The organism is Streptomyces harbinensis (assembly GCF_900116145.1).
Taxonomy (GTDB): domain Bacteria; phylum Actinomycetota; class Actinomycetes; order Streptomycetales; family Streptomycetaceae; genus Streptomyces; species Streptomyces carpaticus.
The window spans coordinates 570,664-596,451 of record NZ_FPAB01000005.1 but is presented as its reverse complement, the minus strand read 5'-3'; the positions used below and the strand labels follow the sequence as shown (position 1 = coordinate 596,451).

The following is a 25,788-nucleotide window of genomic DNA, read 5'->3' as shown; positions in this document are numbered from 1 at the left end:
GGCGTGCTGGTGGGCACGGACGATGGTGGAGTCGACGGCGACGACCCAGTCGAGGTCGCCTTCGGCGTCGGCCCGGGCGAGCAGGGCGGTGAAGACCTTCTCCCACGTGCCGTCGGCGGCCCACTTCCGCAGTCGGTTGTGGACGCCCTTCCACGACCCGAAGTGTTCGGGCAGGTCCATCCACGGCGTGCCGGTGCGGTACTTGAACGCGATCGCGTCGATCACCAGACGGTGATCACGCCACCGCCCTCCCCGCTTCGGAGTCCGATCCGGCAGCAACGGCTCGATCCTCGCCCACTGGGCATCAGTCAACGACACACCAGACCAACGATCCGGTGATCCGAAAGAAACGCCCTAGTCGTCACCTCCCGGCGGTTCCGCGACGTCGGTCCAGGGAGGCACTCCGGGCATAGGGAAGTTCATCGGGGCAATGGTGGAGACGTGCCATCTGCCAGGCGGTCTCGTACGGAAGCCGGCCCCCGTACATTCTCATGAGCCGCCGCGCGCGCATCGCGCTGCGCGGGGCCAGAAGCCAGCGCACTGTGGATACCTTCACGGGCGCACTTTCCCAGCAATGCGCCGGCAAACGGACTGATCGTAGCCAATATCGGTTAGCTCATTTTCACCTCGCATAGACGTTCGGCACCCACTGCCATTGGGGTTTCCGACGACGCCCCTGAGCTCTTTGGGACTCATGGGAATGGAGCGCCTCAAGTGTGAAGTGGTGCAGGGATCCAGCGCATGATTCTCGCCTCGGGGGAACGACCGATCACAGAGGGAAGGACCGCACCTCCCGATATCTGTATTGGCCACACCGCACCGGCTGCTGGATGCGCCACGGCGGTGCCAACCGCTTCCCACGACCAAGGGGAACCCATGGCAACACCGACAGACATCGTCACTCTCGCGGCAGGAGCCGCGCTGGGATCGGTCGGAACCGATTTCTGGCACTTGGCCAGGGACGGATTCGCAAAGGTTTTCCGACGCCATGCCACGCCCGACGAACAGAGCGCCCTGACTGTGCGCCTGGATGGGTTCGAGCAGGATCTGCTGGCGCTGCCGTCCGGGGAACGTGAGACCGCTGCACGGTACCTCAGCACGGGTCTCGCGGGCGATCTGCGCAAGGTGGCCGAGTACAGTCCTCAGGCGGCTGCCGATCTTCGCCGCATTGCCGAGGAGTTGCTGGCAACTCCCGGCGGAATCACTCAGGGCTCGGGAGTCGTGAACAGTGGTGTGCGGATCGCGGACAACACGGTAAAAGGTGACCTCAACTTTGGCGGGCACACGAACACGGTGGTAAATCGATGACAGAGAACGGGGCCCTGAAGGACAAGGTGGACCGGCAGCTGCCGTCGGCCGAGATCCCGACCTTCCCTCAGATCACGGGAAACGAGGTCTACGGGGACCTCTTGGCAGGCTTCAACGTCACCGTCACCAAGTACATCACTCAGCTCGCACACCTCGAGCCACACGCCATCTCCCGCAGCGGAATCCTTTCCAGCAAGCAATTCGAATGCCCGGCGGAGTTCGACGACGCCCTCCAACTGCTCACTCCAGGTGCTGAGGACAATCCCGGGGCGAGTGTTCTCGTCCTGGTGGTGGAACCTGGGTCCGGCGCGCGAACGACAGCCCTGCGCCTGCTCGATGAACTTCTGCCCGAAAAAGCTGAGATCTACGAACTCTTCCCCGACTGGGATTCCCCGGATGTTTCCCGGATTCCCCGCGAGAAGCGCTGCGGCTACCTCCTCAACCTGTCCGCCGAGGGCGAAGCACTCACTGAGACCTTCAGGAACGGGCTGAACGAGTACGCTGCACTGGCACGCGAGCAAGGCACGTATCTCATCGTTCTCGCCTCCGCGCGGGTCTGGGGAACGCTAATCACGGGCACTGTCTTCCCTACGCCACCCCTCGTGCCCCTACGAATGGGCCGTCCAAATGCGGCCGGAATCACCGAACGGTGGCTGCGGACCAGATTCGATGCGAGCGAGCGCATCGCCTGGTTGCACGACGACAGCCTCTTCACGAATCTGCTGAGTCCGACAACACCTCCTCATGCAGCGGTTCGCCTGGCCGAGGTGATCAAGCGTGCTGATCACCGAAAGGACGAGCGGGCCGTCGCCGCCTATCAGGGCTGGGACGAGAAGCTGAAGGAGTGGTTCGGCAGCAGCGATGACGCATGGGTTCCCCGCCGAGCCCTGTATATCGCCACCGCGTTTCTCGAAGGCGCTCCTTCCCGGGCGGTGCTGGATTCCGCGGATCTGCTGCTCAGCGCAGAGGATGTCGGCTGGCCGCCGGACAAGGGAGGTGTCTTGGCCGGGCCGGACGCCAAGACCCGGTGCGACGAGGCAGGCATTTCCTTCCTGGACGACAGCACCATCTCCGTCAACCACAAATACCCCGGCATCGCCCAGGCTCTGCTCCGGCATGTTTGGCGTACCCGACCACAGCTGATCCCGGTCCTGACCCGGTGGCTTGGCCACATCAGCTCGCCCAAGTGCGCCGGGTCAGGCCATCTCGACCGTTTGGCTGCCGCGCTGACGGCCCTCGCCGAATCAGAGGGCGCCGGCGTCGTCCTGGACCGGGTTGAGCAGTGGGTGAAGGAGGACAGTCAGCGCAGCCTTGCCGTCCGTGTCCTGGACGATCTCGCGGTGCATCCCCGCATCGGCCCGTCCGTACGAGACAGGCTGAGCGACTGGAGCAAGGCACCGACCATGCCCGACCGGCAACAAGCAGTAGCAGACATCTGTCGGCGACGCTTCGGTACGGAATACACCCGGGTAGCTCTTAATCGACTGCGGAAGGTCCTCGATACCAGCACGGAGGCCGAGCCCGGAAACGAGGCGATGTCATCCCTCGCCGATCTGCTCACGGCACCGAATTCCATGGGACGGACACTGGCAGCCCTAGTCGGCTGGGCCACGGCGCCGACCCCCAGCGGCTCGGCGTTCGTTCGGCTGCTTTCTCTCACTTCGGACGGCGAGCAGGTCGACACCAGGCTGGTGAACCACCTGCTCACCCAGGAAGGCGCCAGGGGAGCGGCAGTCCTGGGGATGCTGCGAGACGGCTGGCAGAGTACATGGCGACGTGCCGACTCACGCCCGTTGGCCGCCGCCGCGTTGGACGGCTGGTGCTCGGCGGTTGAATCAGGATTGCTGCCCCAGGAACCGATCGAAGCAGTGATCTCCGCAGTCTTCGAAGAGGAATCCAGCAATCCGCTGAACGGTGACCTCCATAGGATCGTCGGCGGTTCTAGTCCTCTCCGTCGCGCACTGCTCGATTCCTATGTCCGGTCCGTGCGAGGGGCCGCTGCACGCAACCGCACACCATCGCCCGCACCATTGCCGTGAGACTCGCCCAACTGTTCCGCAGAGGCAAGCCGGTAACCCCTGCTGCCTCTGCTGAGGCGAAACGTCAACCCGCTTCCAATGGCATCCGCCACTTCGAAAGCCGGCTCCCCAGCCTCAGCAAGGGGCTGTACTTCTGCGGACGCTTCTCCTCCACTGTCACGCTCAGCCCGCAATGCTCCGTTGGCACCCGCCATGCGAACGCTGTGGCCCGTGCCATGCTCCGACAGAAGGCGGTGGGCATCACTTCCGGATTTCACCCACTGGATTTCCGGGAAGCCGAAGACGCCGTGAATGCAGTGTTGTCCCTACCCTCGACCGTCGATCCTCAACTGACAGTGCAGGCTCATGTCTCGATCTGCCTTGATCCGGATACCAAGCTTCTTGCTGACCGGCAACTCGCGGCCGAACAGGCTCTCGCCGTGGCACACCATGAGAAAACCGTGCGCCTCGAGCTGCTGCGTGACCGCTTACTCGACCCCAATCTCGGCCTACTGTCCTGGCTGGACCAGCATGCCGAAACCCTGAACGCCTCTGATGTCACCAAGGCCCGAGTCGATGAGGTGATTTCCGCTTTTCAGACGCTCCATACGACCCTGCTCCGCTCTGGGTCGCCCGAGCCAACGACTGCCAGCACGCTGATCCGCGCCCGCGTCGACATCTTGCTGTCGGCCCTTGAAGACCCCGCCGTGGCCACAGCCGCAGCCCGGGTTCTTCAACAACTTGTAAATCTCATCCACCACGAGCACGAGGAGGACCTCACCTCCCGCTGATTCCGAGGAGTAACCATCCGCTCCCTTGCAACGCCCCGTCGTGAGGCGTCCGTCGCGCGGGGTCAGCTCTCCGGGGTGAGCAGGACGAAGTCCGCGCCGTGCGGGTCCTGGCAGACGGACAGGCGGCCCACTCCCTCGGCCGTTTCGGGGCCCATCTGGACCGTGCCGCCGTTCGCGGTGACCTGGGCGGTGGCCGCGTCGCAGTCCTCGGCGGCGAAGACCGGGTGCCAGTACGCCGCGCCGTGGGTGGCGGTGAGGGCGGTGGGTGGCAGTTGCATCAGGCCGCCCTGCATCGCGGTGACGTCCCGGCCGGCCGGGGCGATCAGGGTGTAGGTGCCGCCGTCGCCCGGGAGGGGCATGTCCTGGTAGGTCCAGCCGAAGACCGCGGAGTAGAAGGTCTTGGCCGCCGCGCCGTCCGGGGTGTACAGCTCGGTCCAGGAGAGGGAGCCGGGGGCGTCCACCAGGTCCAGGCCCATGTCGTCGCGGGGTTCGAAGACCGCGAACTGGCCGCCCTGCGGGTCGGTGTACTGGGCCATCCGGTGGGTGTCGTCCATGCCGGTGGGCGCGACCCGGACGGTGCCGCCGGCGTCGGTGACCGCCGTGGTGGTGGCGTCCGCGTCGGTGGTGGCGAAGTACAGCATCCACGCCGAGCGGGCGCCCTCCTCGGTGAGCGGGCCGAGGGCCGCGACCGTACGGCCGGCGCTCTGGAGGAAGCCGAACTCGGGGCTCTCGGGGTTCACCGCCTCGAAGGTCCAGCCGAGCACCGCGCCGTAGAACGCGGCGGCCCGCCGCGTGTCGGGGGCGCCGAGGTCCAGCCAGCAGGGGGAGCCGGGGGCGAAGTCGGTGGTCAGCACGGTTCCTCCCTGGTCACTTGGGTCTCAGCTGTCAGCGTGACACCACCCGCGGCCGGCCGCCACCGCTCGGGTCAGCGGTAGACCTTGCCCGGCTCGGGAACGCCGGGGGCCATCAGCTGGGAGACGGTCACGAAGGTGTACCCGTCGGCCTTGAGCGCGTCGATGATGCCGGGGACGGCGGGGACGGTGCCCTCGTAGATGTCGTGCAGCAGGATGATGCCGTCGCGGTCGGCCTGGTCCAGGACGCGCTCGGTGATCAGGTCGGAGTCGGTGGTCTGGTAGTCCTTGGCGGTGACCGACCACAGGATCTGGGCCAGGCCCAGCTCCTCGCAGACCTCGGCGACGGTGTCGTCGGTACGGCCCTGGGGCGGGCGCATCAGGGTGGGGGTCTGCCCGGTGAGTTCCTCGATGGCCTCGTTGGTGCGCTGGAGCTGGTCGCGGACCTCGTCCCGGTCCACCTCGGTGAGGCGGGGGTGGGTCCAGGTGTGGTTGGCCAGCTCGTGGCCTTCCTCGGCCGCGCGCACCACCAGTTCGGGGTAGGTGTCGATGTGCTTCTTGCCGAGGAGGAAGAGGGTGGCGGGGACCTCTTCGGCGGCGAGGATGTCGAGCAGTTCGGCGGTGTACGGGCCGGGTCCGGCGTCGAAGGTCAGGGCGATGCACTTGGCGTCGCGGCAGTCCACGGAGCCGAAGGCGCCGCCCGCCTTCTCGTCGGCCGCCTCGCGGACGCTCTCGGGGGATATGCGCTCGGCCGAGCAGCCGGTCAGGGCGAGGGTGAGCGCGAGGGTGGCGGCCCCCGCGACAGCGGTGAGCGATTTTCTGGACTGCGGCATGACGGACGGTCCCCCGAGTGGTCGTGAAGGCGGTTCGTCCGACTATACGTTGGGTGTATAGGCAGCTCGCCGGTGGGTTCCGCGAGCAGCCCGGACCCCGCTCCCAGGTACCCGTGGGGGGTACCCGTAGGATGGCGGCCGTGAACCGGGGCCGTGGCGTGCTGCTGATCCTGGCGGTACTCGCCGGGCTGTTCGCCATGCACGGCCTGGCGCCGGGGGTGGTGATCAGCGCCGGGGCGCACCATCCGGAAGTGGGCGCGCCCGCGCACGACATGCAGGGCGCGGCGCATCCGGCCCACGCGGATCCGGACTGTGTGGCGGGTGGGACGGCCCAGGCGCCGCCGCTGCCCGTCCCCCACACCGGTGACGCGGGCGCCGTCGCCCTCCGGTCCGCCCCGGCCGGAGTCACCGGGCGGGGGCCGGCACCTCCGGCTCCGCCCTCACTGAGCTTTCTGCAGACGCTGCGCATATAGGCGTGCCGTGGTCTTCCGCGCGCACACCATTCCGCAGTACCGCACAGAAAGCTGTTCTTTCCACCATGACGTCATACCGTTTTGCGACGCGGGCGCTCGGCGCCGCCGCCGTCGCCTCCGCCGTTCTGTTCACCGCCGGCTGCGGCGGTGATTCCGAGCCGTCCGCCGGTCATTCCCGGCACGGCGGGGAATCCCGGGCGGACACCTTCAACGACGCGGACGTGGCCTTCGCCCAGGGCATGATTCCGCACCACGAGCAGGCCCTCGCCATGGCGGAACTCGCCCGGGACCGGGCGGACGCGGAGGCGGTGCGGACCCTTGCCGAAGAGATCGAGCGGGCCCAGGGTCCGGAGATCGCGACGCTGCGCTCCTGGCTTTCGGAATGGGGTGCGGAAGAGGGGCACCACGGCGGCCACGAGATGGCCGGGATGCTCTCCGGCGAGGAAATGGCCGAACTGGAGGAGGCGTCGGGCGCGGAATTCGACGCCGCTTTTCTGCGGCTGATGATCGTGCATCACGAGGGGGCGGTCGAGATGGCGGGTGAGCTGGAGCGTTCCGGGTCGTATGAGCCGGCGAAGGAGATGGCGCGGGAGATCGCCTCCTCCCAGTCCAGCGAAATCGAGCAGATGACCGAACTTCTGAACTGACGTTCGCCATAAGGGGCGGGTAGCGCGGGAAACCGGCTATCCGCCCCTCGGCGTACCCCGGGGCGCGCGTAATGCAACGTGCGCCCCCCGCGTAACCCCATTGGCCTATTCGATCTTCATAAGGCAGGCTTCAACCGCGCAGCCAAAACACACAATCCCCATAAACACCCGTGGGGGTTGTGATCGGCCTGCGCCCGTTCAGAGGGGGGTTATCGTTCCGCGTTCCGTCATGCCACTCGACACAGCCGCGCGCACCACCGTCGCAATGCGCCTATCAGTTCTTCAGACTTTTCTGTCCTTACCCCGGCGTTGTCCCCCGGCGGGCTGACCAGGATTCCCGCTCGAATCGCCTGATCCGCCCCAAGCGCCATCACCCAAGGATTCTCACGATGGATTCCACGCACCACCCTGTCCCCGTGCCCTCCCCGGAAGACGCCTTCGCCATCGTCGGCATCGGCTGCCGGCTCCCCGGCGGCGCCAGTGACTACCGGACGTTCTGGCGCAACCTGCTCGACGGCAAGGACTGCATCACCGACACCCCGGCCGACCGCTACGACACCCGCACCCTGGCCAGCCGCGACAAGGCCAAGCCCGGCCGGCTGGTGGGCGGCAGAGGCGGCTACATCGACGGGTTCGACGAGTTCGACCCGGCCTTCTTCGGCATCAGCCCGCGCGAGGCCGAGCACATGGACCCCCAGCAGCGCAAGCTTCTCGAGGTCGCCTGGGAGGCCCTGGAGGACGGCGGGCTGCGCCCCGGTGAACTGGCCGGCACCGATGTCGGCGTCTACGTCGGGGCGTTCACCCTCGACTACAAGATCCTCCAGTTCGCCGACCTGAGCTTCGAGACCCTGGCCTCCCACACCGCCACCGGCACCATGATGACGATGGTGTCCAACCGGATCTCGTACTGCTTCGACTTCCGGGGCCCGTCCGTCTCCGTGGACACCGCGTGCAGCGGCTCGCTCGTCGCCGTCCACCTCGCCTGCCAGAGCCTGCGGCGCGGCGAGACCTCCGTCGCGCTGGCCGGCGGCACCCTCCTGCACATGGCGCCGCAGTACACCATCGCCGAGACCAAGGGCGGCTTCCTCTCCCCCGACGGCCGCTCCCGCACCCTGGACGCCGCCGCCAACGGCTATGTGCGCGCCGAGGGCGTCGGCATGATCGCCATCAAGCGCCTTGCGGACGCGCAGCGCGACGGCGACCCCATCCACGCGGTCATCATCGGCAGCGGCGTCAACCAGGACGGCCGGACCAACGGCATCACCGTGCCCAACCCCGACGCCCAGGTCAGCCTGATCGAACGGGTCTGCGCCGAGGCCGGCATCACCCCCGGCAGCCTCCAGTACGTCGAGGCGCACGGCACCTCCACACCCGTCGGCGACCCGCTGGAGGCGAACGCCCTGGCCCGCGCGCTGGCGATCGGCCGCGAGCCCGGCGCCGAGACCTACGTCGGCTCGGTGAAGACCAACATCGGGCACACCGAGGCCGCCGCCGGTGTCGCCGGGCTGATCAAGACCGTGCTCAGCCTCAAGCACCGGATCATCCCGCCGCACATCAACCTGGAGACCGTCAACCCGCAGGTCGACGAGGCCTCGCTGCCGTACCGCATCCCGCGCGAGCCCACCGCGTGGCCGGCGCACAGCGGCCCCGCTCGGGCCGGCGTCAACTCCTTCGGCTTCGGCGGCACCAACGCCCACGTGCTGCTCCAGGAGGCCCCGCCCGTCCCCGAGCCCGCCGAAACCGCCGAGACCGCTGAGCCGGCCGAGCGCGACGGGTACCACGTCCTGCCGCTGACCGCCCGCGACCCGCAGGCGTTCGCCGCCCAGGCGGCCGGGCTGCGCGAGCGGCTGGCCACCGGCACCCGGCTCACCGACGCCGCCTACACCCTCGCCCACCGGCGGCAGCACCTGGACCAGCGGCTGTCGCTGGTCTACGACTCCCCCGAGGCGCTGGACGAGGTGCTGGCCGCCGTCGCCCGCGGCGAGAGCCACCCGCACGCCGTGCCCGGCACCCAGCGCGAGGGCCTGGAGCGCCGCCTGGTGTGGGTGTTCACCGGCATGGGTCCGCAGTGGTGGGCCATGGGCCGCCAGCTGTACGCGACCGAGCCCGTCTACCGCGAGGTCATCGACCGCTGCGACCGGGAGATCGCCGCCCTGACCGGCTGGTCCCTCACCCAGGAGCTGAACGCCGACGAGGCCGACTCCCGGATGAGCGAGACCTGGCTCGCCCAGCCCGCCAACTTCGCCGTCCAGATCGCCCTCGCCGCGCTGTGGCGCAGCAAGGGCGTGCGTCCCGACGCCATCACCGGGCACAGCACCGGCGAGGTGGCCGCCTTCTACGAGGCCGGGGTGTACACCCTGCCCGAGGCGGTCAAGATCGTGGTGCACCGCAGCCGGCTCCAGCAGAAGCTCATCGGCACCGGTTCCATGCTGGCCGTCAGCCTCACCGAGGCCGAGGCCGCCCGCCGGGTGCGACCGCACGGGGACCGGGTCTCCCTCGCCGCCGTCAACAGCCCCACCTCCGTCACGCTGGCCGGTGACACCGAGGCGCTGGAGCGGATCGCGGCCGAGCTGGGCGCCGAGGACATCTTCGCCCGCTTCCTGGAGGTCGGCGTCCCGTACCACAGCCCGCGTATGGAGCTGATCAAGGACGAGCTGCTCACCTCCCTCGCCGACCTGAAGCCGCAGCGCGCCAAGCTGCCGCTGTACCTGACCGCCGAGCCGGGCGCCGTCGCCCAGGGCACCGAGCTGGACGCCGGCTACTGGTGGCGCAACGTCCGCGAGGCCGTGCACTTCCGGGCCGCCGTGGACCGGCTGCTGGACGACGGCTACGGCGTCTTCCTGGAGATCGGCCCGCACCCCGTCCTCGCGCACTCCCTGCGCGAGTGCTGCGAGGCGCGGGACGCCGACAGCGTGACCCTGGCCTCCATCCGCCGCAAGGCGGACGAGCGCGAGCGCTTCACCCTCTCCCTGGCCGCCCTGCACGGCATGGGCTTCACCCTGGACTGGCACGCCCTGCACCCGGCCGGGCGCACCGTGGAGCTGCCGCGCTACCCGTTCCGCCGCGACCGGTACTGGGTCGAGCCGCCCGCCGTCGCGCAGATCCGGCTCGGCCACCAGGACCATCCGCTGCTCGGCCGCCGCACCCGGGGCGCCGAGCCGGTGTGGGAGGTGAAGCTGGACGCGGAGGCCGCCCCGTATCTGGAGGACCACCGCATCCAGGGCAGCGTCCTGTTCCCGGCCGCCGGCTATCTGGAGATGGCGGCCCAGGCGATGCGGGCGCTGACCGGCGGCGCGGACAGCACCGCCGCGCTGGCCGACATCGAGCTGCGCAAGGCGCTGTTCCTCCCGGACGGCGAACCCCGCACCGTCCAGCTGTCGTTCTCCTCCGACGCCGCCGCGTTCTCCGTCGCCACCGTGGGCGCCGAGCCCACCGTGCACGCCACCGGCACCGTGCGCGCCGGGCAGCGCCGGACGCTGACCGCGCCGCTGGACACCGCGGCGGTACGCTCCCGCGCCGTCCGCCATCTGGCCGGCCCGGACTGCTACGCGCAGCTGGCCGCGCTCGGCTACCACTACGGGCCGGCGTTCCAGGGCATCGAGGAGGTGTGGATCGGCGAGGGCGAGGCGCTGGCCCGGATCCGGCCGCCCGAGGGCCTGGGCGAGGACGCGGCGGCGCACCACATGCACCCGGTGCTGCTGGATTCCTGCTTCCAGTCGCTGCTCACCCCGCAGTTGCTCACCGCGCCCGGCGACCCGGAGGGCACCGGCATCCGGCTGCCGCTGTCGATCGCCGAGGTGCGCATGGACCCGGTCGGCGACCGCGAGCTGTGGGTGCACGCCACCGTCACCGGCGACGAGGACGGCGAACTCACCGGTGACATCGCCGTGTACGACGGCGCCGACGGGACGCCGCTGGGCCGCGTCGCCGGCTTCCGCGCCGCCGATGTGGAGAAGGCGGCCACCACGGTGGGTCTTTCCACCATCGACAGCTGGCTCACCGAGCCGAGCTGGGTGCCGTGCCCGCTGCCCGAGACGGCGGAGCCGGTGCGGATCGGCGGCCGGCTGGTGCTGCTCGCCGACGCCGGCGGGCTCGCCGAACGGCTCGCCGCGCTGATCGGCGAGGCCGGCGGCGAGGCGTATCTGGTGCGCCCCGGCGGCGGGTACGCGCTGGACCGCGCCGCGCGCACCGGCACCGTCGATCCCGGTTCGACCGACGAGCTGGGGCGGCTGCTGGCCGAGCTCGGGCCGGTGGACGGGGTGGTCCATCTGTGGAACCTGGACCGGCCGGCGCTGGCCGACGCGCCGCGCGAGCGGTTCGGTGAACTCGCCACCACCGGCGCGTACTCGGTGATCGCGCTGGCCAGGGCGCTGCTGGCGGCGCCGGACACGGGCGCGGCGACCGCCGTGCACGTGGTCACCCGCGCCGCGCAGCCGGTGGTACCGGGCGATGCGGTGGAGCCGCTGGGGGCGCCGGCCTGGGGCATCGGCCGGGTGCTGTGGCAACAGGAGCTGACCGGGCGCGGCGGCAAGCTGATCGACCTGGCCGCCGACGGCGCGCCGGAGGACGACGCGCTCGTGCTGCTGCGGGAGCTGGCCGACGCCGGTGAGGGCGCCGAGCGCGAGGACGAGATCGCGGTACGCGCCGGGGTGCGGCACACCAGCCGGCTGGTGCCGGCCGAGGGGCTGAGCAGGCCGCTGCCGCTGCGGCTGCGGGCGGACGGCAGCTATCTGGTGACGGGCGCGTTCGGCGCGCTCGGCCGGCTGCTGTGCCGCACGCTGGTCAAGCGCGGTGCGCGGCGGCTGATCCTGGTGGGCCGCACCCGGCTGCCGGAGCGCGAGCGGTGGGCCGACCAGGACCCGGGCTCGCCGGCCGGGCGCCATGTGCGGTTCCTGAAGGAGCTGGAGGCGCTGGGCGCGCAGCCGATCCTCGCCCCGCTGGACATCACCGACGAGGACGCGCTGGCCGGCTGGCTGGCGGGGTACCGGCGGGCCGAGGGGCCGCCGATCCGCGGTGTGTTCCATCTGGCGGGCCAGGTGCGGGACACGCTGGTGCCGGAGATGGAGCGGGACGTCTTCGACGCCGTGCACGACCCGAAGGTCGTGGGTGCGGCGCTGCTGCACCGGCAGCTGAGCGGGGAGCCGCTGGAGCACTTCGTGCTGTTCGCGTCGGTGGCGGCCTGGCTGACCACGGCCGGGCAGACCAACTACGCGGCGGGCAACGCCTTCCTGGACGCGCTGGCGCACCACCGGCGGGCCCAGGGGCTGCCGGCGCTGTCGCTGGACTGGGGTCCGTGGGCGACCGGCATGATCGAGGAGCTGGGCCTGATCGAGCACTACCGCAACAGCCGGGGCATGTCCTCGCTGGCGCCCGAGGCGGGCATGGCGGTGCTGGAGCGGGTCATCGGGCAGGACCGGGCGCAGCTGCTGGTGGCCACGGTGGTGGACTGGCCGGTGTTCATGTCCTGGTACGCCGAGCCGCCCCGGCTGGTGACCGACCTGGCGCGGGCGGCCGGGGACGCGGCGGGCGACGGGGACGGCGGCAGCTTCCTGGACGCGTTCCGGCAGGCGAGCCCGGACAAGCGGATGCTGCTGCTGACCGAGCGGTTCACCACGCTGGTGGCGCAGGTGCTGCGGGTGCGGGCCGAGCAGGTCGATCCGGCGGTGAGCCTGAATCTGCTGGGTCTGGACTCGCTGCTGGCGATGGAGCTGCGGGCCCGGGTGGTGGCCGAGGTGGGCATCGCGCTGCCGGTGGTGGCGCTGCTCTCCAGCGCCCCGGCCGGTGAGCTGATCACGCAGCTGCACGAGGGGCTGCTGGAGCTGCTGGCCGAGGAGGGCGAGGGCACGGCGGCGACGGCGGTGGAGCGGTACGAGGACGAGTCCGCGTTCCCGCTGACGCAGAACCAGCAGGCGCTGTGGTTCCTGAAGCAGCTGAACCCGGACGGTTTCGCGTACAACATCGGCGGCGCGGTCGAGGTGCGGGTGGAGCTCGACCCGGACCTGATGTTCGAGGCGTTCCGCCGGCTGCTGGCCCGGCACCCGGTGCTGCGGGCGAACTTCGTGCTGGTCGAGGGGAAGGCGGTGCAGCGGATCTCGCCGGAGATCAAGGAGGACGTCGCGCTCTTCGAGGTCGAGGACCGCGACTGGGACGACATCTATCAGATGATCATCCACGAGTACCGCAAGCCGTACGACCTGGCGCACGATCCGCTGATCCGCTTCCGGCTGTTCCGGCGCGGCCCCGACCGGTGGGTGATCACCAAGGCCGTCCACCACATCATCTCGGACGCGATCTCCACCTTCACCTTCATTGAGGAACTGCTGGCCCTGTACGAGGGGATGCGGCGGGGCCAGGAGGTCGAGCTGCCGCCGGTGGCCGCCCGCTACCTGGACTTCCTCAACTGGCAGAACCAGTTCCTGGCCGGCCGCGAGGCCCGCAAGATGCTCGACTACTGGCGCGGGCAGCTGCCCGACGAGGTGCCGGTGCTGGCACTGCCCACCGACAAGCCGCGGCCCGCGGTGCTCACCCACAACGGGGCCTCGGAGTTCTTCGCGCTGGACGCCGAGCTGAGCGCCCGGGTGCACGCGCTGGCCCGCGAGCACAACGTCACCGTCTTCATGGTGCTGCTGAGCGCCTACTACCTGCTGCTGCACCGGTACGCGGGACAGGACGACATCATCGTCGGCTCGCCGGTGACCGGCCGCACCCAGGAGGAGTTCGGCGCCGTCTACGGGTACTTCGTGAACCCGCTGCCGCTGCACGTCTCGCTGGCCGGCGACCCGAGCGTGGCCGAGCTGCTGGACCGGGTGCGCACCACGGTGCTGGGCGGCCTGGACAACCAGGAGTACCCGTTCACGCTGCTGGTGGAGCAGCTGGGGCTCGCGCACGACCCGAGCCGGTCGGCGGTCTTCCAGGCGATGTTCATCCTGCTGCACCACAAGGTGGCCACCGAGAAGTACGGCTACAAGCTGGAGTACATCGAACTGCCGGAGGAGGAGGGCCAGTTCGACCTGACGCTGTCGGCCTACGAGGAGGCGGCGGACGGCAGGTTCCACTGCGTGTTCAAGTACAACACCGACCTCTTCGAGCCGGAGACCATGCGGCGGCTGGCCGGCCACTACCAGCAACTGCTCCACTCGCTCACCCACGCGCAGGCGGACGCCACCGTCAGCGGGCTGCCGATGCTGTCCGGCGGCGAACGGCACCGCATCCTCACCGAGTGGAGCGGCGCCGCCCACACCGGCGGCCGGGAACACCCCCCGGTGCCCCGGCTGATCGCCGAGGCGGCCCGGCGCGCCCCGGAGGCGGTCGCGGTGGCCGCGCCCGCCGAGAGCGGGCCGACCCGGCAGCTGACCTACGGCGAACTGGAGGCGCGGGCCGCGGAACTGGCGGCGGCGCTGCGGGCGCGCGGCGTGGGCGCGGGCACGGTGGTGGCGCTGTGTCTGGAGAAGTCGCCCGAGCTGATCATCGCGCTGCTCGCGGTGCTCAAGGCCGGCGGCGCCTATCTGCCGCTCGACCCGGACTACCCCGCCGACCGGCTCGCCTACATGGTGCGCCACGCCGGTGCCGCGCTGGTCATCGGCGGCCGGGACACCGGCGCGGGGCTGCCGGGGCCGGTGGTGACGGTCGACGAACTGCTGGCGGGCCAGACGGCGGGCGACGGCCCCGCCCCGGCCGCCGGAGCGGACTCCGACCCGGACCCCGACCCGGACCCGGACCCGGACTCCCCGGCGTACGTCATCTACACCTCCGGCTCCACCGGCCGGCCCAAGGCGGTCGCGGTCAGCCACCGCAACCTGGCCGCCGCGTACGCCGGCTGGCGCACCGAGTACGGCTTGGAGGACGGTGACGTCCGGACCCATCTCCAGATGGCCGGCCCCGCCTTCGACGTCTTCACCGGCGATCTGACCCGCGCCCTGTGCTCGGGCGGCACGCTGGTGCTGATCGGCCGCGAGGTGCTGTTCAACACGGCCCGGCTGTACGCGGTGATGCGGGCCGAGGCGGTGGACTGCGGCGAGTTCGTCCCCGCCGTGGCGCGGACCCTGATCCGGCACTGCGAGAACAGCGGCGAGCGGCTGGACTTCCTGCGGCTGCTGATCGTCGGCTCCGACTCCTGGAAGGCCGAGGAGTACGAGCGGCTGCGGGCGCTGGGCGCCGGGCGGCTGGTGAACTCCTACGGGCTTACTGAGGCGACCATCGACAGCTCCTGGTTCGAGGGCCCGGCCGACACCGTCGAGGGCGGCCGGATGGTGCCCATCGGCCGGCCGTTCCCCGGCAGCGCGCTGTACATCCTGGACGGGCGCGGCGAGCCGGTGCCGCCCGGGGTCCCCGGCGAGCTGTGGATCGGCGGCGACGGGGTGGCGCTCGGCTACCTCGGCGACCCGGAGCTGACCGCCGAGCGGTTCCTCACCCGCACCCTGGACGGCGAGCACCCCGTGCGGCTGTACCGTACCGGCGACCTGGCGCACTGGGACGCGGCCGGCACCGTCCATCTGCTGGGGCGGGCCGACTCGCAGATCAAGGTGCGCGGGCACCGGATCGAGATCGGCGAGATCGAGTCGCACCTGGCGGCCTACCCGGCGCTCGCGCAGGCGCAGGTCACCGTGCGGCCGGACGCCGGCGGCGAGAACGTGCTGTGCGCCTACGGTGTGCCGGCGCCCGGCGCGGAGCTCGACTGGCGGGACGTGCGGCAGCACCTGGCGGACTATCTGCCGACGTTCATGATCCCCACCCACTTCACCACGCTGACCGAGCTGCCGCTCACCCCCAACGGCAAGGTGGACGTGGCGGCCCTGCCGGCCCCCGGCGGCGACACCGGCAGCGGCCCGGCGTACGAGGCGCCGGTCACCCTGTACGAGACCCGGATGGCGGACCACTGGCAGCGGCTGCTGGGCATCGAGGCCCCGGGCCCCGGTCTGGCGCACGACTTCTTCGAGTCGGGCGGCAGCTCCATCCGGCTGATCGAGCTGATCTACCACCTCCAGGCGGAGTTCGGCATCTCCATCCCGGTGAGCCGGCTGTTCCAGGTGACCACGCTGCACGGGATGGCCAAGACCGTGGAGCGGATCGTCACCGGTGAGATCGAGGGATCGCTGCCGTATCTGCGGTTCAACGAGGGGGCGGGGCAGGCGGTGTTCTGCTTCCCGCCGGCCGGCGGCCACGGCCTGGTGTACCGGGCGTTCGCCGCGCAGCTCCCCGAGCACGACGTCATCGCCTTCAACTACCTGATGGGCGAGGACAAGGTGGCCCGCTACGCCGATCTGGTGGTGGAGCGGCAGCCGTCCGGCGCGCTGGACCTGCTCGGCTACTCCCTCGGTGGCAACCTCGCCTTCGAGGTGGCCAAGGAGCTGGAGGAGCGCGGCCGTACGGTGCGCCACGTCGTCATCGTCGACTCGCTGCGGGTGGAGGAGTCCTACGAGCTGGGCCCGGAGCATCTGGCGGTCTTCGAGCGCGAGCTGGCCGAGCACCTGCACAAGCACACCGGGTCGGCGCTGGTGGCCGAGAAGACCCGGGAGCAGGCGAAGGACTACCTGGAGTTCACCGGCCGCACCGCCAACCCCGGCTCCACCGGGGCGCGGATCTCGGTGATCAGCGACGAGGAGAACCACCAGGCATACGCGGGCGGCGCCGAGGGCAGCTGGCACGGCGCTTCCCGTACCGGGACCGAAGTGCTGCGCGGGGTGGGCCGGCACGCCGACATGCTCGATCCGGGCCCGGTCGAGCACAACGCGCGCCTGGCGCGCGCCATTCTCACCGGCGGTGACGAGGCATGACGCCTGCGGCCCGACCGGTCGACATCAAGGAGCACAGCGCCATGTCATCCCCCACCAATTCCGGCACCCCGGGCGCCAGGCAGTCGATGATCATCATCGGCGGCGGCCTGGGGGGCCTGTCCACCGGCTGCTACGCGCAGATGAACGGCTACACCACGCGCGTCTTCGAGATGCACGAGATCCCGGGCGGTTCCTGCACCGCCTGGGAGCGCGGCGACTTCACCTTCGACTGGTGCGTCAGCTGGCTGCTGGGCAGCGGTCCCGGCAACGAGATGCACCAGATCTGGCTGGAACTGGGGGCCTTGCAGGGCAAGGAGATGCGCCAGTTCGACGTGTTCAACATCGTGCGGGTGCGGGGCGGCCAGCCGGTGTACTTCTACTCCGACCCGGACCGTCTCCAGGCCCATCTGCTGGAGATCTCGCCGGCCGACGCCCGCCGCATCAAGAACTTCTGCGACGGGGTGCGCACCTTCCAGAAGGCCCTGGCGGTGTACCCGTTCCTCAAGCCGGTGGGCCTGATGGGGCGGTGGGAGCGGTGGCGGATGCTGGCCTCGTTCCTGCCGTACTTCAACGCCATCCGCAAGTCGATCACCGAGCTGATGACCGACTACGCCGCGAAGTTCCAGCATCCGGTGCTGCGCGAGGCGTTCAACTACGTGCTGTACGAGAAGCACCCCGACTTCCCCGTGCTGCCGTTCTGGTTCCAGCTGGCCTCGCACGCCAACGGCTCGGCCGGGGTGCCGGAGGGCGGTTCGCTGGCGCTGGCCCGCTCCGTCGAGCAGCGCTATCTGCGGCTGGGCGGGGAGATCACCTACAACGCCAAGGTGGAGAAGATCCTCGTCGAGCACGACAAGGCGGTGGGGGTACGGCTGGACGACGGCCGGGAGTTCCGCGCCGACATCGTGGTGTCGGCGGCCGATGTGCACACCACCGCGATGAGCATGCTCGGCGGCCGGTATCTGAACGACACCTGGCGCAAGCTGCTCACCGAGACGATCGACGAGCCGGGCACGATCTCCCCCGGCTATGTGTCGCTGTTCTTCGGGCTGCGCCGGCCGTTCCCCGAGGGCGAGCCGTGCACCACGTATCTGCTGGAGGAGAGCATGGCGGCCAAGCTGACCGGCATGCGGCATCCCAGCATGAACGTGCAGTTCCGCAGCTGCCACTACCCGGAGCTGTCGCCGGACGAGACCACGGTCATCTTCGCGACGTACTTCTCGGAGGCCGCCCCCTGGCGGGAGTTGCGCGACGACGTGCCGGAGCAGGCGGGGCGGGTGCGGCGCGGTCAGGTGCTGCACACCCTGCCGGTCAAGCACGGCAAGGCGTACACGCAGGCCAAGCGGCAGGCGCGGATCACGGTGGAGAACTTCCTGGAGGAGCGCTTCCCCGGTCTGAAGGACGCGATCGCGGTGCGGGACGTCTCCACTCCGCTGACCCAGGTGCGGTACACGGGCACCTACAACGGCGGGTTCCCCGGCTGGCAGCCGTTCGTGGACGGCGGGGAGACCGTCGAGGTGGAGATCAACAAGAACGGCCCCGTGCTGCCCGGCCTGTCCAACTTCTATCTGGCCGGGGTGTGGGTCACCGTCGGCGGGCTGATCCGGGCGGTGGCCTCGGGCCGGCAGGTCACCCAGGTCATCTGCCGGGACGACGGCCGGGACTTCACCGCGAGCATCGACGAGAGCGCGCCGCTGCCCACGCAGGTGACCATCCCGGTCGGCAAGCAGCCACCGCCGCTCGACCTGGCCGGCTTTCCCTCCCCCGCGGCGGCCGCCGACCCGGCCGCCGCCGATCCGAGCGTCACATCATCGAGGAGCGTGTAGTGCAGGTACACAAATGGGTCGTCGCCGAGCACATCCCGGGGATCCCGGACACCGACCGGATCTACCGCAAGGTGACCGAGGAGTTCGATCCGGCCTCCCTGGCGGAGGACCAGATGCTGCTGCGGACCCGCTATGTGTCGGTCGACCCGTATCTGGTGGGGCTCACCCTCCAGACGCCGATCGGGGCGACGGTGCGCGGTGACTCGATCATGGAGGTGATCGAGGCCGGGCCGCGCGCCTCGCACCGGGTCGGGGATCTGGTGCAGGGGTACGGCGGCTGGCGCAGCCATGTGGTCTCCACCGGCGGGCAGACGGTGTGGGACGACGAGGACGGCGAGTTCCCGGTGGCGCTGCCGCCGTTCCGGAAGCTGGACCCGCGCCGGTACGACGAACTGCTGCCGCTGTCCACGGCGCTGGGCGTGATGGGGACGCCGGGGATCACGGCGTTCGGCGCGCTGAAGACGTTCCTGACGGTGCGGGCCGGGGACACGGTGGTGATCTCCGGGGCGTCCGGCACGGTGGGCACACTGGTCGGCCAGCTCGCCAAGCGGGCCGGCGCCCGGGTGGTGGGCACCACCTCCTCGCCGGGCAAGGCGGCGTATCTGACGGAGCTGGGCTTCGACGCGGTGGTGACCTACCGGCAGGGCGACGACACCGACACGGTGCGCGCGGCACTGGCGGAGGCGGCCCCGGACGGTGTCGACAAGTACTTCGACAACCTGGGCGGCACCGTGACCGACGCGGTGTTCACCATGCTCAACGTGCACAGCCAGGTGGCGGTGTGCTGGCAGTGGTCCACCACGGTCAACGGCGACTGGACCGGGCCGCGGCTGCTGCCGTACATCATGTTCCCGCGCACCACGATCCGGGGCATCTTCGCCGACGAGTGGTATACGGAGGAGATGCTGGACGCACTGCACGAGGAGGTGGGCGGGCTGATCCGCAAGGGCGAGCTGACCTACCACCAGACGATCCACCGCGGCTTCGACGCCCTGCCGGGCGCCTACCGCTCGCTGTACACCGGACAGGCGGCGAACCGGGGCAAGGTCCTGGTCGAACTGTAGCCGCGCGCGGCACCCGTAGGCCGGCCCCGGCCCCCCGCTCGGGGGGCCGGGGCCGGCGTCGTCGCGTCAGGGTGGGTGCCGAGGAGGGCCGACCGACCGGCAGGCAGCGGAGGCAGGCCCGCTCCCGGCGGACCCGGGCACGTGCTTCCGGCTACTGGACCGCCGCGCGGCTGAGCCGCAGGCGCCACCCGTGTGCGGTGGCGACCAGGCGGGGGGAGGGCGATCACAGCCGCGCTCCGTAGCGGCGGCCGACGGCACGGATCATCTCCGCGCTGCCCCGGCTGTCCGCGGCTGCGGACAGGGCGCGGCGGGCCTGCGCGCGTTCCACGGTTCCGGGGTGGTAGGCGACATGCGAGGGTGTCACGCGGATCGACAGGTCACCGGTGCCGAGGTGAAGCAGCCGTAGCGTTCCCACCGTCGTATGCGGCACGGCGCTCGTGGGGATGATGCGCAGGGTGACGGGTCCGGGGTGGGTGGCCAGGACCATCAGGTGGTCCAGTTGGGCGGCCATCACGCGGCGCCCGCCCACGGTCCGTGAGAGTACGGGCTCGGTGACGACCACGCGGGAGGCTGCCGCTCCGCACCGGCCGGTGAGCGCCATCGAGATATCGGCGCCGGCCGGCGCCGACTGGCCGCGCACGAGCGCGATGGCGTACTCCGCGATCTGCACGCGGGGCGGCAGCGTGCCGGTGCTGATCTCCGTCACCGCCTGGGCGCTGTTGGTGAGCCTGGTCAGGCGTTCCCAACGGCCCGACCCGGCATCGCAGAAAGCCCCGCTGGGCTCGTCCGCTTCTTGCGGAGGGCCGGGCGGGATGGCCGCCAGCAGGGTATGGATGTCCTCGCGGGCTTCCTGGCCGGCGCGGTACAACCGCAAGAGCCGAGACAGGATGTGGGCGTCCGGCATCACCTGGCCGTGTTCGACCTGGCGAAGGCGAGCCAGGGCCACGCGGGCCTGGACAACCACATCCCGCTGCCGCAGACCGGCGCTCGTCCGCAGCCGTAGAAGCTGCGCCCCCAGGAGACACCGGCCCACCTCAACCGTGCTGCGCATCGCTCCGCCTTCCGTGATGGCCGGTCGCCAGCAGGCTGTCGAGGTCGGTGATGTCGTCGGGGTCCGGTGCAGGGACGGTGTGCGCCGGGCGGTGGATAGCGCCCGGACCGGGCAGGACGACGCGGCCGTGCTCCAGCCGCACCGGCGTCGTCGGCGAAGCACCACCCGTGCGGGCCGCCGCCTTTACCGGCCGCCCGGCCGCCCGGCGCAGCCTGCGCAGGTGAAGGTCTGGAACCCGATCCCGGTCACCGGACGTGCCGTGACCGCGTGGCGGGGAAGTCGTCGCATTCATCGTGGTTCTCCGGAGAGTTCGGTCACAGGGAACGCCAGGCGTTTACCGCTGCCGCCACGGAGGCGGCGGCGGTGAGCAGCAGGCCGGCGGTGCCGAGCACGTAGAGGACCCGGCGAGGCCGGGGACCGGGCAGGCAGTCCGCGCACAGCAGCGTCGGCGCGTACCGGCCGCCGTGCTCGGGCGGCCCGGCCCAGGTGACGACGGCACGGCGGCAGCAGCCGGTGCAGATGCCCGGCTGCCACCAGCGGCCCTCGCGCAACTGCGGGGCGGACGTGGGCGGTGGGGAAGTCATGGAGTCTCAGCAGGGTGTGGAGGCGTGATGGGTGGCCCGTCCCGCCTCGGAGTGGGCGGAGTGGCGGCGGTAGGGGCCGATCCTGCCCGGCCCCGGGAAACCAGCCACCGGGGCAGGGCAGGCGATCAGGTGCAGCCCGGCACCGCGCCATCCGGGGCCGGTGGCGCGGCGGGGGTGCGGCGGCGGCACACCGGCGAGCACGCCCACAACTGGAGCAGGTAGCCGTGCCGGTCCCGTGCGGGCGGGCCCAACGGGCACGGACGGTCCGTCGAGCGCAGCACTGCCCCGCAGACCGCACAGGCCAGTCCGATCAGCTGCTGGCCGGACAACTGCCGCAGATCCACGGACGCAGCGGTCGGCGCCTTGAGAAGGAGAATCGCCATCACACGGCCTCCGCCCGCTGCGCCCCCTGTTCGGCGGCGGAACGCCGGTGCGCGGGCACATGCACCAGGTGCCGCTCAGGCACCGGCACCAGTTCGCTCTCCGCAGCCGGGTCGTGGCACCAGCATGTGCAATCCGTCCGCAGGTAGGCGGGGGTGCCCGGGATCGGAGCGTCCAGACAAGTCCAGTGAGCCCAGGCCGGCAGCTTCCCGGCGTCGGCGTCCCGACACATCCCGGTCACCATGACCAACCGGTCCATCAGCCGTCACCGCCCGCCGCACGCCACATCAGGTCCGCCGTGCCCTCGGGCTGCTCGGCCACCGGCACCAGCCGGTACCGCTCCACGCACAGGGGACAGGCGTACACCGTCCCGGCCGGCGTGACGGCCACTGACACCAACAGGCGCGGGGGGAGTTCGCCGCATGCCTCCGAACCGAACGCGCACATCGCACTCACGCCGACTCCCGCGCGACCTCGGCCGCGTACCCGAGGGCGACGGTCAGCTCATCAACGTGAACCTGGCACGACGTCACCGAGACCATCCGGCCGTCCGCTGCCGTACCGGTGAGGACAGCGGGGTAATCGGGTACCCCACCGCAGGCCGCACACCGGCCGGCATCGGCGCGAGCGTGGGCCAGGAGTGCGGCCGACAGCGCGGCCGGGTCGGTGAGGCAGTCACCGCGCGGCGCAACCACCCAACGCACCGGCCGGCGCGAACGCCATGCCGCCGGCGGCAGGTGCACCGCGGGCACCAGCTCCGCGCCCGGCACCTCGCCAGGCCAGAGCGACCCGGGCGGCACGAGCCACACCAGCGCGTCCAACAGCGTGTCGGCGATGACCCCGCGCACCAGCCGGGTCGGCATGGCCATCAGCAGCAGCTCACCGACCGAGCGGGGCACTAACACCGCGCCGAAGTACGGCCCGCACGGTACCCGCGACACCCCGTACTCAGGGGAAGGCATCCAGCTGGGGAGATCGGCTGTCTGGCTCATGTCCGAGAACTTACGTATCGCGTTCGTCCCGTCACAGATCCAGAATGTGGGCCAAACTGTGAGCCAGATCAGGCGGGCGGGCACCCATCCAGCAACTCGGCGACGTCCGGAACGCCTTTGTACGGGCGCAGCGCCGCCAGCACCACTGCCCGGCGGTTCCCCGCCCGGGACGACGGAACAGTGGCCGTCATCTCCACCATCTGTCGCGCAGCGGCGGCGGCCTCCTCCGGCTCGTTCGCGTTCGCCAGCGCCACGGCCAGCCAGGACAGGTACAGCGCAAACTCGCGGGTGTGGGTCACCGGGTAGGAGCCCAAGACCTCCCGCAGAAGCGGAACGGCGCGAAGCGGCTTGCGCGTCTCCGTGTAGACCCGGGCCTCCATGATCCGCCGCTCGGCCTCGGACACCCAGTACAGCCACCGAAGGTGATCGTCATCCCCTGGCTGATGCTCCGCCAGGACCTCTTTGGACTCGGCAACAGCCCGTAGTGCGGCTTGGACGTCGCCGGCGACCGTGGCACACCATGACAGGCGATCGAGAGCCAACGACCGAGCGCGCGGTGGGGCGCCCGTCCCGGTTGCCGCCACCGCTGCGCGGGCCAGTTCAAGGCCCAGCTGGGGCGCGCCGCGGTTGCTCTCGAAGTAGGCCAGCGACCCCAACAGTTGGCCGAGCAGAGGCCCGTCATCTGCCTCCCGAGCGGCAGCGATGCCGAGCCTGTACAGAGAGGCGGCATCCACCGCACCGCCAGAATCACTCCCCACCCACCCGGCGAGCTGAGCCAGTTCCGCAATCCCCACCAGCAGCGCCCGGCCGACCTCAGCCGTGTGGGCGGAAGTCCGGTACAGCCGACGCGCGGAGTCCAGCTCCCGCGTCACGGGGCCCACCAAGTCCCCACCGGCGATGACATCGTCGGCCAGACGGAACGCGTGCGTCCGTCGGAGAATCCGGTCTGCATCGCCAACGCCCACCCGGTAGCCGGTCGCTGTCGAGATCGGAGCCAGCGACTCCTCCAAGGTCAAGGACTCAAGCACCTCTTGGGCAGTAACCGGCTGCGAAACCTGAGACGTCCGTGCAGCACGTGCGGCACGAGAGCGCCCCCGTGCCGCCTGCAACTCCGCCACCGACACATCCAGGGCCGAAGCGAGGGGCCCGATCCAGAACGGGCCGACAAGCCGCGCTTCCCGCTCCCACCGGGAGATGTCGCCCCGGCCAAGAGAACCGGCACCGCGGCTACTCCCCACCGCAATGCGTTCGGCGAGCTCGTCTTGAGACAGACCGGTGCCTTCGCGGAGGCGCTTGATCATGGGGCCTAGGTGTTCCGCGTGACTCATCTCGGGCATGATGTTCTCCGGTTTTTCGGTCGCACTTAGGACCGTACCCCCGAGCAGTATCGGGGAACAGCAAAACGGCTCCCACTCATTGAGCGGGAGCCGTTGCGCATTCGGGGAGAGGCAATGCGGAATCCGATCAATGGCGGGCGCATCGGGACCGTCGTTCAGGCCGGCACCATCCACCTATATCTGCGGGGCACTTCCCCGGGTCCAGCAGTTCGCCGCGCCCTCGGAGATCCATTTCAGTGACGCCGAAGGGGTTCGGTGATCGAGACGGACTCGGCCGACTCCGGCGCACATGCTGGTAGCAGCGCTGAGAAATATGCGGAGTCTTGGCGGCCAAGGCGGCGGCGATCCGGGAAGCGGCGGCAGCAACGAAGCCGGAATCCGAGCGCGTTGTGGTCACCGGCGCACTATGGCGCCCGCCGGCTCCGGCTGATGGGCCCGAGAGCCCATCAGCGGGAGCCGGCCGGAGGCGGGGTGTCACCAGGCGACGGGGAGTTCGTGCAGGCCGTTCATGAAGTGGCCGTCCTTCCACTTCAGTTCGGCCTCGGGGACACCGAACCGCAGGTCGGGGAAGCGCTCGGTGAGGGCTTCGAGCACCACCTGGAGTTCGATCCGGGCGAGGTGGGCCCCGATGCAGAAGTGCGGGCCCTGGCCGAAGCCCAGGTGCGGGGCGCCGCCGCGCTCGATGTCGAGGCGGTCGGCGTCGGGGTACACCTCCGGGTCGCGGTTGGCGGCGGCGATCACCGGGATGACGGCCTCGCCCCGGCGGACCGTGACCCCGCTCATCTCCAGGTCCTCGGTGGCGTACCGGGGGAAGGAGAAGCCGGAGAGGATCGGCACGTGGCGCATCAGCTCCTCCACGGCGTCCGGGATCAGCTCCGGCTTGTCCACCAGGGGGCCCAGCCGCTCGGGGCGGGAGAGCAGCATCGCGGTGAAGTTGGCGATCTGGTGGGCGGTGCTGACGAAGCCGGCGCTGAGCAGGTCGGAGGCGAGCGCGTGCATCTCGACCTCGGTGATCCGCTCCTCCTCGTCGCAGGCCCGCACCAGCATGCCGAACATGTCGTCGGTGGGGCGGGCCCGGCGCTCGGCCACCATGCCGCCCATGTAGGCGGTGAACTCCTGGTAGCGGCGGATGAGATCGTCGGGGGTGGTGTCGTTGGAGAGGATGGTCTCGGCCCAGCCCCAGAAGAGGTGGTGGTCCTTCTCGGGGACGCCCATCATCTCGCAGACGACGGCCGTGGGCATCGGCACCGCGAGGTGGGCCACCAGGTCGGCGGGCGAGCCGGCGGCGGCCAGCCGGTCCAGGCCCGCGTCGGTCAGCTCCCGCACCCGGCCGCGCAGCTTCTCCACCCGGCGCGGGGTGAAGTCCCGGCCCAGCACGGAGCGGAGCCGGGTGTGCTGCGGCGGGTCGAGGGAGAAGAGGCCGTTGCCGACCCGGGCGCCGGCCCGGGTGCGGGGCTGGTCCTGGCCGAGGGAGGCGACGATGGAGAACCGCGGGTCGGAGAGCACGGTCTTCACATCGGCGTACCGGATGGCGAGGTAGGCGTCGTCCCCGTACGGGAGCCGTACCTTGGTGAGCCGCTGCTGGTACAGCTCGTGGTAGACGGCGGGGAAGTCGAGCCCCGTGGACTTGAAGGGGAACGCGAGCAGATCCTGCTGATCTGGCTGTCCGGGCATGGGGGCGTCAGTCGCCTTTCGTGACGGGGACATGGTGCGGGGCGTGCGCCGCCGCCGGCGCGGGGGCGGAGGGGGAGGCCGGGGCCCGTGGGACGGGGGGCGGGCGGGGCGCCGGGGCGGCACACGCCATGTCCAGCATGCGTCCGGACCACCCGGCACCGGGTGCCGAGAGCGCCAAGATCACTCCA

At 70.7% G+C, this 25,788-nt stretch carries 20 protein-coding genes; 8 read left to right on the top strand and 12 right to left on the bottom strand.

The features are described 5' to 3' along the window. Positions 1 to 318, bottom strand: a 318-nt coding sequence (locus BM385_RS17690) for an IS5 family transposase (protein ID WP_139275197.1), incomplete at its 3' end; no start/stop codon positions are given. Positions 319 to 876: 558 nt separating this feature from the next. On the opposite strand from BM385_RS17690, the gene BM385_RS26820 reads away from it, so the two are divergent. From BM385_RS26820 to BM385_RS26815, 3 genes are read left to right on the top strand one after another with little or no spacing between them, the layout of a single operon-like run. Next, positions 877 to 1,308, top strand: coding sequence for a hypothetical protein (locus tag BM385_RS26820; protein WP_139275196.1), 432 nt, complete (start codon positions 877 to 879; stop codon positions 1,306 to 1,308). Beyond that, positions 1,305 to 3,347: a hypothetical protein gene (locus BM385_RS17685; protein ID WP_093843630.1), complete on the top strand. Its 2,043-nt coding sequence runs from the start codon at positions 1,305 to 1,307 to the stop codon at positions 3,345 to 3,347. Before BM385_RS26820 ends, BM385_RS17685 begins: the two co-directional genes overlap by 4 nt. Continuing rightward, positions 3,344 to 4,117, top strand: coding sequence for a hypothetical protein (locus tag BM385_RS26815; protein WP_139275195.1), 774 nt, complete (start codon positions 3,344 to 3,346; stop codon positions 4,115 to 4,117). The genes BM385_RS17685 and BM385_RS26815 overlap by 4 nt, the downstream gene beginning before the upstream one ends. Positions 4,118 to 4,179: 62 nt before the next feature. On the opposite strand, the gene BM385_RS17675 is transcribed toward BM385_RS26815, so the two are convergent. After that, on the bottom strand, positions 4,180 to 4,971 hold the full coding sequence (locus BM385_RS17675) for a VOC family protein (protein WP_019436013.1): 792 nt from the start codon (positions 4,969 to 4,971) through the stop codon (positions 4,180 to 4,182). A gap of 71 nt (positions 4,972 to 5,042) precedes the next feature. Further along, entirely contained in the window at positions 5,043 to 5,801 is a 759-nt protein-coding gene (locus tag BM385_RS17670; RefSeq protein ID WP_093843629.1) for a polysaccharide deacetylase family protein, read from the bottom strand. 131 nt (positions 5,802 to 5,932) lie between these two features. Here BM385_RS17670 and BM385_RS17665 point away from each other — a divergent pair, with 131 nt between their 5' ends. The 5 genes from BM385_RS17665 (at position 5,933) to BM385_RS17645 (ending at position 19,581) form a co-directional block, all read left to right on the top strand. Further along, positions 5,933 to 6,274, top strand: a complete 342-nt coding sequence (locus BM385_RS17665; RefSeq protein WP_019436015.1) for a DUF6153 family protein — start codon at positions 5,933 to 5,935, stop codon at positions 6,272 to 6,274. 65 nt (positions 6,275 to 6,339) lie between these two features. Further along, positions 6,340 to 6,921 carry a DUF305 domain-containing protein gene (locus tag BM385_RS17660; RefSeq protein ID WP_093843628.1) on the top strand — a complete coding sequence of 194 codons (582 nt, stop codon included), beginning with the start codon at positions 6,340 to 6,342 and terminating at the stop codon, positions 6,919 to 6,921. 389 nt (positions 6,922 to 7,310) lie between these two features. After that, on the top strand, positions 7,311 to 16,694 hold the full coding sequence (locus BM385_RS17655) for a non-ribosomal peptide synthetase/type I polyketide synthase (RefSeq protein WP_093843627.1): 9,384 nt from the start codon (positions 7,311 to 7,313) through the stop codon (positions 16,692 to 16,694). Between the two features lie 41 nt (positions 16,695 to 16,735). Next, a complete protein-coding gene (locus tag BM385_RS17650; RefSeq protein ID WP_019436018.1) occupies positions 16,736 to 18,517 on the top strand; it encodes a phytoene desaturase family protein in 1,782 nt (593 codons plus the stop codon). Further along, a complete protein-coding gene (locus BM385_RS17645) occupies positions 18,517 to 19,581 on the top strand; it encodes an MDR family NADP-dependent oxidoreductase (protein ID WP_019436019.1) in 1,065 nt (354 codons plus the stop codon). The genes BM385_RS17650 and BM385_RS17645 overlap by 1 nt, the downstream gene beginning before the upstream one ends. A gap of 223 nt (positions 19,582 to 19,804) precedes the next feature. On the opposite strand, the gene BM385_RS17640 is transcribed toward BM385_RS17645, so the two are convergent. From BM385_RS17640 to BM385_RS17605, 9 genes are all read right to left on the bottom strand, one after another. Beyond that, complete coding sequence (locus tag BM385_RS17640; RefSeq protein ID WP_093843626.1) at positions 19,805 to 20,632, bottom strand: Scr1 family TA system antitoxin-like transcriptional regulator; 828 nt, start codon at positions 20,630 to 20,632, stop codon at positions 19,805 to 19,807. Continuing rightward, positions 20,616 to 20,924, bottom strand: coding sequence for a hypothetical protein (locus tag BM385_RS26810; RefSeq protein WP_139275194.1), 309 nt, complete (start codon positions 20,922 to 20,924; stop codon positions 20,616 to 20,618). The genes BM385_RS17640 and BM385_RS26810 overlap by 17 nt, the downstream gene beginning before the upstream one ends. A 22-nt stretch (positions 20,925 to 20,946) precedes the next feature. Further along, the gene (locus BM385_RS17635) at positions 20,947 to 21,216 is read right to left on the bottom strand and encodes a hypothetical protein (RefSeq protein WP_139275193.1); all 270 of its coding nucleotides are present in this window, start codon (positions 21,214 to 21,216) and stop codon (positions 20,947 to 20,949) included. Positions 21,217 to 21,341: 125 nt separating this feature from the next. Beyond that, a complete protein-coding gene (locus BM385_RS17630; protein ID WP_139275192.1) occupies positions 21,342 to 21,599 on the bottom strand; it encodes a hypothetical protein in 258 nt (85 codons plus the stop codon). Continuing rightward, on the bottom strand, positions 21,599 to 21,829 hold the full coding sequence (locus BM385_RS17625; protein WP_139275191.1) for a hypothetical protein: 231 nt from the start codon (positions 21,827 to 21,829) through the stop codon (positions 21,599 to 21,601). The genes BM385_RS17630 and BM385_RS17625 overlap by 1 nt, the downstream gene beginning before the upstream one ends. A 26-nt stretch (positions 21,830 to 21,855) precedes the next feature. Continuing rightward, the gene (locus tag BM385_RS17620; protein WP_093843622.1) at positions 21,856 to 22,053 is read right to left on the bottom strand and encodes a hypothetical protein; all 198 of its coding nucleotides are present in this window, start codon (positions 22,051 to 22,053) and stop codon (positions 21,856 to 21,858) included. Next, positions 22,050 to 22,589, bottom strand: coding sequence for a hypothetical protein (locus tag BM385_RS26805; RefSeq protein WP_139275190.1), 540 nt, complete (start codon positions 22,587 to 22,589; stop codon positions 22,050 to 22,052). Before BM385_RS26805 ends, BM385_RS17620 begins: the two co-directional genes overlap by 4 nt. 68 nt (positions 22,590 to 22,657) lie before the next feature. After that, positions 22,658 to 23,890, bottom strand: a complete 1,233-nt coding sequence (locus BM385_RS17610) for a helix-turn-helix domain-containing protein (protein ID WP_093843649.1) — start codon at positions 23,888 to 23,890, stop codon at positions 22,658 to 22,660. Between the two features lie 510 nt (positions 23,891 to 24,400). Continuing rightward, positions 24,401 to 25,600 carry a cytochrome P450 gene (locus BM385_RS17605; protein ID WP_019436020.1) on the bottom strand — a complete coding sequence of 400 codons (1,200 nt, stop codon included), beginning with the start codon at positions 25,598 to 25,600 and terminating at the stop codon, positions 24,401 to 24,403. Positions 25,601 to 25,788: the final 188 nt, after the last annotated feature.

Bases quoted from the DNA above. Each gene is read 5' to 3' on its own strand.
- BM385_RS26820 (WP_139275196.1), top strand. From the start codon at position 877: ATGGCAACACCGACAGACATCGTCACTCTCGCGGCAGGAGCCGCGCTG.
- BM385_RS17685 (WP_093843630.1), top strand. From the start codon at position 1,305: ATGACAGAGAACGGGGCCCTGAAGGACAAGGTGGACCGGCAGCTGCCG.
- BM385_RS17670 (WP_093843629.1), bottom strand. From the start codon at position 5,801: ATGCCGCAGTCCAGAAAATCGCTCACCGCTGTCGCGGGGGCCGCCACC.
- BM385_RS17665 (WP_019436015.1), top strand. From the start codon at position 5,933: ATGGCGGCCGTGAACCGGGGCCGTGGCGTGCTGCTGATCCTGGCGGTA.
- BM385_RS17660 (WP_093843628.1), top strand. From the start codon at position 6,340: ATGACGTCATACCGTTTTGCGACGCGGGCGCTCGGCGCCGCCGCCGTC.
- BM385_RS17655 (WP_093843627.1), top strand. From the start codon at position 7,311: ATGGATTCCACGCACCACCCTGTCCCCGTGCCCTCCCCGGAAGACGCC.
- BM385_RS17650 (WP_019436018.1), top strand. From the start codon at position 16,736: ATGTCATCCCCCACCAATTCCGGCACCCCGGGCGCCAGGCAGTCGATG.
- BM385_RS17640 (WP_093843626.1), bottom strand. From the start codon at position 20,632: ATGCGCAGCACGGTTGAGGTGGGCCGGTGTCTCCTGGGGGCGCAGCTT.
- BM385_RS26810 (WP_139275194.1), bottom strand. From the start codon at position 20,924: ATGAATGCGACGACTTCCCCGCCACGCGGTCACGGCACGTCCGGTGAC.
- BM385_RS17635 (WP_139275193.1), bottom strand. From the start codon at position 21,216: ATGACTTCCCCACCGCCCACGTCCGCCCCGCAGTTGCGCGAGGGCCGC.
- BM385_RS17630 (WP_139275192.1), bottom strand. From the start codon at position 21,599: ATGGCGATTCTCCTTCTCAAGGCGCCGACCGCTGCGTCCGTGGATCTG.
- BM385_RS17625 (WP_139275191.1), bottom strand. From the start codon at position 21,829: ATGTGTCGGGACGCCGACGCCGGGAAGCTGCCGGCCTGGGCTCACTGG.
- BM385_RS26805 (WP_139275190.1), bottom strand. From the start codon at position 22,589: ATGAGCCAGACAGCCGATCTCCCCAGCTGGATGCCTTCCCCTGAGTAC.
- BM385_RS17610 (WP_093843649.1), bottom strand. From the start codon at position 23,890: ATGATCAAGCGCCTCCGCGAAGGCACCGGTCTGTCTCAAGACGAGCTC.
- BM385_RS17605 (WP_019436020.1), bottom strand. From the start codon at position 25,600: ATGCCCGGACAGCCAGATCAGCAGGATCTGCTCGCGTTCCCCTTCAAG.